Origin of the sequence: Haliscomenobacter sp. (assembly GCF_040403615.1) — a bacterium.
In the GTDB taxonomy this organism is placed as follows: Bacteria; Bacteroidota; Bacteroidia; order Chitinophagales; family Saprospiraceae; genus Haliscomenobacter.
Window position 1 is genome coordinate 21,847 of sequence record NZ_JBBAKG010000083.1, and the last position, 6,360, is coordinate 28,206.

At 51.4% G+C, this 6,360-nt stretch carries 3 protein-coding genes; 1 reads left to right on the plus strand and 2 read right to left on the minus strand.

Annotated elements, in window-relative coordinates:
• Positions 1-1,539 (plus strand): glycoside hydrolase family 127 protein (locus tag ABW391_RS21545; protein WP_353483984.1); only part of this gene is annotated, 1,539 nt, incomplete at its 5' end.
• A gap of 405 nt (positions 1,540-1,944) precedes the next feature.
• Here ABW391_RS21545 and ABW391_RS21550 read toward each other — a convergent pair.
• Together ABW391_RS21550 and ABW391_RS21555 are read right to left on the minus strand one after the other, a co-directional pair.
• On the minus strand, positions 1,945-4,575 hold the full coding sequence (locus ABW391_RS21550; RefSeq protein ID WP_353483985.1) for a M14 family metallopeptidase: 2,631 nt from the start codon (positions 4,573-4,575) through the stop codon (positions 1,945-1,947).
• 357 nt (positions 4,576-4,932) lie between these two features.
• Entirely contained in the window at positions 4,933-6,306 is a 1,374-nt protein-coding gene (locus ABW391_RS21555) for a M28 family peptidase (protein ID WP_353483986.1), read from the minus strand.
• Between the last annotated feature and the right edge of the window lie 54 nt (positions 6,307-6,360).

Consider the following 6,360-nt stretch of genomic DNA (forward strand, 5'->3'; position numbering starts at 1 on the left):
AAGCGTTGGACCGATATGTCGATGCACGAAGACTACAATACCGGCCACTTGTTGGAAGCCGCTGTTGCTTATTACAATGTGACGGGCAAACGCAAACTGCTCGACGTAGGCATCCGCATGATCGAGCACATGATGGGTCTTTTTGGCCCCGGCAAGCGGCATTGGGTTACTGGCCACCAGGAATTGGAGCTGGCTTTGGTCAAAGTTTACCAAGTCACCAACGACAAGCGTTTTTTGGATTTTTCGCACTGGCTACTCGAAGAGCGCGGCCACGGTTATGCCCACGGGTACACCTGGACTGACTGGAAAGATACCGCCTACGCCCAGGACATCAAACCCGTCAGCCTGACCACCGAGATCACCGGGCACGCCGTACGCGCCATGTACCTCTATACCGGAGCGGCTGATGTGGCTTCCTACACCGGAGATGAAGGGTACCTCAAGGCCATGAATACCGTGTGGGATGACGTCGTAGAGCGCAACATGTACATCACGGGTGGCATTGGTTCTTCGGGTTCCAATGAAGGTTTCTCCGTAGACTATGATTTGCCCAACGAACGTGCTTATTGTGAAACTTGTGCTTCGGTTGGGATGGTATTCTGGAACCAACGCATGAATCGCCTGACCGGGCAAACCCGCTTCATCGATATCCTGGAAAAGAGCTTGTACAATGGCGCACTCGATGGCCTGTCAATGGCCGGAGATCGCTTTTTTTATGGAAATCCACTGTCTTCCAGCGGCACGCACAGTCGCCGCGAATGGTTTGGCACGGCTTGTTGCCCATCTAATATTGCCCGCTTGATTGCTTCCTTGGGCGATTACATTTACGCTTCAGATCCACAGAGCATTTACGTGAATTTGTTTGTGGGCAGCAATACCAGCATTGCGCTGGCCAATGGCAAAGTTAACATCAGCCAAAACACGGAATATCCCTGGAAGGGTTTGGTCAAAATTGCGGTCAATCCTGATCAGGCACAGCAATTTGTTCTCAAAATCCGTCTGCCAGGTTGGGCCAAAGGCAATCCTGGCGCAGGCTCGCTGTACAAATTCCTGGATGAAGCTCCCGGCAAAGTGGCTACACTGAAAATCAATGGTCAAGAGCAACCCCTGCGTATGGAAAATGGTTACCTGCTACTGGATCGCCAATGGAAGAAAGGAGACGAAGTTGAATTCATCCTGCCCATGCCGGTGCGGAGGGTAGTAGCGCGAGATGAGGTAAAAGAAGACCTCAGCCGCATGGCTTTGCAACGTGGCCCACTGGTGTATTGCGTGGAAGGTGCCGATCACAGTGGCTCCGCCTGGAATTTGATCGTTGGTGATCAAGTGGTATTTACGCCACAATGGCAACCCGGTTTGTTGGGTGGCGTGATGACGTTAAGCGGAAGTGGCATGGCCATCGTGCCCACCAAAGATGGCAGCGCTGTTCAAACCCTGAAGAAAACAATCACAGCCATACCTTACTTTTCCTGGTGCAACCGCGGATCGAATCAGATGCAGGTCTGGTTGCCGAGGAGAGTGAAAGAAGTGAAGATTCAGTAGCTCACATTATGTAGTAAGCAGCTTCGCTGCTTGATTTATTCACCACGACGGCGACGTTTTACACGCTTCGCGTTTTTGAGGCTTCGCCTCTTTTTGCTAAAATCGACAGGATTGTAAAACGGATGAAACGGATGGAACGGATGAGAACGGATATTTATTCCGCCTGCGGCGGATAAGGACGAGCCGAAGGCGAGTCAAAGTCCGTTCTTATCCGTTTCATCCGTTTTACAATCCTGTCGCTCCACGCCGAAGGCGTGATAAAAATCCGCGTAAATCCGCCTAATCCGCGTCATTCGCGCTGCCATTATTGTCGCTCTACGCCGAAGGCGTTAAAGCGCGAAGCACGTAAACCTCGTGCCCGTCGTCGTCGTGGTGAATAACACTTACGCAGTGTTATGCAAAACCTCAATTAAAACTCGGCACCATCATCACCGCGTTTTGCATCATCCGACTTGGGCCGCGCCAAAACATGCGGAATTGGGTGTTGTCTTGCAAAAAGACCACTTTGCCTTGCCCCAGCGGCAGTACGCCCGCAAAAGTATTTCCAGCCAGGAGTTTTTTGTTGTCGTCTGAAATGTATCCCGCCACAAATGCCTTGTCTGCGCTGGCGTAACGCCCCACACTTTGCAATTCCGGGCTGGAAGCCAGGGCGTTGTTGTCTTGCTTGATGCTGTACAGCTCCGTACTCAGGCCAAACGCAAGTGGATGGCTGTTGTCAATATTGGCCAACAAAGCTGTACCCGGAGTACGTTTTTTGCCATAATAATCTTCCCGGTCTTCATAAGCCAGCAAACGTGCAGCAAGGCTCGAATCCCGAGCAGGTTCGATCAATTTGACATTGGTAAATTTGGAACGCTGGGCAGTAAAGAAGCCCACCGCACTTTCGGTAGCAATCAGGGTTCCACCCCGACTGATCCAATCGCGCAATAGCGCTTGTTGCTCAGGTTTGAACAATTCACCCAAGCCACCGCCGCCATCCGCGAGAATCAACACATCGAACTGGTTCAAATCTGCGGCACCATACCGCTCGCCAAATTTGGGCAAAGCCGTTTGTTGCAAAACCGAGCCACGTACCCGCTGAATGGGCAAACCCGTTTCGTAATCAAACAAGAAGGTAATTTGTCCAGTAGTCAGCGATGAAAAAGGTGGATCAACCAGCAAAGCCACACGCGGTTGCTTCAATGGGCGATTGCGGCCAGAGGCCAGATCCATCCCGTCGCCCATGCGCCCTGTGCCCAGGCCATGAATGATCACGCCAGCTTTTTTTGCAATTTCAACCATGTCCTGATGGATATTGGCCAGTTTGTCTTCATTGCGCTCAATCAGCACAATCAAGGAACCATAGCCCCAGGTGGTTTTGCCATCACTGAAAGGCTCATGGCAAGCCCGCACCTTGTAGCCTTTGGCCCACAATTGTGCCAAAGCTTGCGGTGCATTGCGTTGCTTCCATTCGATCACATAGGCATACTGCGCATTGGGGTTGATAACGCCAGAAGTTGACAACGGTGCCTGCGTCACCATTTCGGTAGCTACACTGTGCTTGGTATTGCTGGAATAGCCCTCCAGGTTGTAGGCCAAAATGGCCGACCAGGTGGCCATGTCGTACATCACCGAATCTTCGATGGCCAAACGGCGCTCCAGTACACTGGTGATGAAGAGGTTGCGGGCTTGATTGGCACTTACCACATAAGTGCCAGCGGGCAAATTTTTGCTTCCTGCCTGTCCATTGTGGTAATCCACCGCATCGCTTACGGTAAAAGCTTTGGTGGCGCGTTCTACCTTTACATTGTGCCGCAGCAACATGGATACCACGTCCACCGTGTAAGGGGATTCGGCAGAAAGGTAATAGGTCTTGGTGGCAGTTTTGCTGTTGCTGGGGTTCCAGGCGTTGGCGCTGTATTGCAGCAGTATTTCCTTGCGCTCTACCGATTTTTTGATGGTTGCAATCGAGGCGGTATAGTGGTCAAAAATGCGCTGGCGCAAAACATTGAATCCACCATCGTCGGTTTGCACGGCCCGGCCACCGCCAATTCCACCTTGCTCCACCAGCATGCCAATGCCGCCCATCACAGAAGGGTAACTGGAACCATATCCTGGGTAAAAAAAGTCGAACGCATCGCGCGTAAAGTAGCTGATGCGGTGCTTGTCAAATTCTTTGATGTTGGCACGGCCAAAGGTATCACTCAATGCCTCGTAGGTATCGGGCAGGAGTTTATTGCGGGGCGTTGTGCCCGGCGCGGTGAAATAGTTGTTGTTGTAGCCCTGCTCATGGTAGTCTACGTGCACTTGCGACATCCACAACTGGTAATCAAGAATCAGGTTGCGGGTTTCGGGATGCACGCCCCACACCCAGTCACGGTTGACGTCAAACCAGTAGTGGTTGCCACGGCCTCCAGGCCAGGGTTCGTAGTGCTCCAGATCCCGGGGCTCGTACCCCAATACGCTGCGTTGGGTCGATTTGTACCAGTACACAAACCGATCGCGCCCGTCGGGATTGATGCAGATGTACAAAACGATGACGGCGTTGCTCAAGATGCGCTTGGTTTCTTCGTCTTGGGCAGCTGCCAGTCGGTACGCCACCTGCGCCACTGCTTCAGTTGAAGAGGCTTCGTTGCCGTGAATGTTGTAGCTGTAAGTGACAAATACCGGATCTGATTTGACCACCGCACTGACTTCGGAGGCGTTGCCATCCAGCAGTTTCAAGTGCCGCTGGCGGATGCTTTCCAGGTTTTTGTGGTTCTCAGGTGAGGTGATCACCAAACGGATCAGCGGGCGACCTTCGTAAGTGCTGCCGTATTGGTACATCGTCACTTTGTCAGACAAGCGATCCAACTCCTTGACGTAGTTCACCGTATTGGCGTACAACGTAAACTCACCTCCCAGTTTGTAACCAAAAAATTGCTCTGGAGAAGGAATGCCCGGATCGTAGCTCAGTTGAGCGTCAAAAGGAAAGCGCTTTTCGTCCACCAGCACCGGGCCCTGGGAAAAGAGTTGAGCGCTGAATAAAAGAATTAGGAAAGTAAAGAATGGTTTCATTTCGTTTGGTTTTGGTTCTCTATTCAATATCCAATATCCAATAATCAATGTCCAATATCCAACGCGCAATGGAGTCAATGAAAAGTACAAAATTTAGCCCGCGTATGGAAATTAAGCGTATTGCCACGCTACTAAACATTTTCAATTCATGCAGGTGGCAGGTGTTTCTGTGAAAATCTGTGGTTCAATCTGCGTGAAATCTGCGTGAAATAAAAATATTAGGTCATTACTCCTGGGTTCAAAATAACCATACGCGAGCTAAAAAAGTCATTTACCCAAAATCAAGACCCGCGCTGGACATTGGATATTGGACATTGATTATTGGATATTGAATAGAGATTATTGGATATTGAAAAATCAGCGTCTGGCAATGAGCGTAGTCGGATAAACAATCAGGCTTTCGTTTCCGTCCTTGCCGACCGAGGCAACGCCGAAAAGGTAATTGTCGATGATCACATTTTCGAGGGTAAAATCAATGACCGACTTGTCTATAAAGCGGGAATGTTGCCATTGCGCAGCAGTTGTTTCACGCCAGTAGATTTTGTAGCCAATCAGGTCGGGGTCGGTTACTGCGTCCCATTTCAAGCGGGTAGATGGTTGCACGATGCCGCCGATTTGCACATTTTTGGGCTCAGGTGGCGCCGAAGCCAGGGCCGCCATCACCATCATGTTGACACCTGTAAGTTTGGCCGCGTAAGGAAAGTTGACGCCCTCGATCACGTCGCCGTATTTGATGCCCTCTTCGGTGCGCAAATCCTGGTGCTGGCGCTGGTATTGCTCATGGGTTTCCATAAGGCGTACTCCCGCAAAACCCAGGTCATTGAAGGGCTTGTGGTGACCACCGCGCCCAAAGCGATCCAGGCGGTAAATCATGATGGCGTCCAGGTTGGTGCAATATTGATCGGTCAACCGATCGATGTAACGTGCCAATTGACGGGACGGACCATCTACTTCTCCGCCATACACCCGTCGCCAGGTGCGCTCGCGCTCCTCTTCGGTAGGCGGAGTTGGTTCCGAAAACACCCGAAAAGTAGTGTTGTCGATCTCGCCGTTGATGCCTTCGATGTTGCCAATCATGTCGTTGTTGAGTACGCCGACGATGTCCCAGCCTTGCTCTTTGGCGGTTTTGGCCATGTATTGGCCGCCCCAAAGCCCCTGCTCTTCGCCGGAAAGACCAACGTAAATGATGCTCACGGGGAATTTGTATTTGCTAAGTACCCGAGCAGCTTCGATGGCTCCGGCCATACCTGAACCATTGTCGTTAGCGCCAGGCGAATCTTTGGTTGCATCCGAAGCATCGCTGACCCGTGAATCGATGTCGCCGCTCATGATCACGTAGCGGTTGGGGTAGCGCGTGCCTCGCTGAATGGCCAGGATATTGACCACCGTCACATCTTTGGGAATGCGGGGATTGCTGCCTCCTTTGAGGAAGTCGCTCTGGGTTTTGATTTCCAAGCAGGAACTGCAAGCAGTGGAGATTTTTTCAAATTCGGATTTGATCCAGCGCCGCGCTGCACCAATGCCCCGTATAGCAGATACCGTATCCGAAAAGGTATTGCGCGTACCAAAACCAACCAACTTGCGGATGTCGGCTTCGATGCGCTGAGGCGAAGCCGCATTGGCGATGGTGTACAGTCGGGGGTCAGATTGGGGCGGCAATGGGGTTTGTGCAAAAAGCATTCCACTTGCTCCGATGGCAATAAGGCAAACTATAGTCGATTTCCAATTCATGTGACGATAGGAATTTGTGAGGAGACAAAGTAGGAAAAAAGGATGGGTAATAAA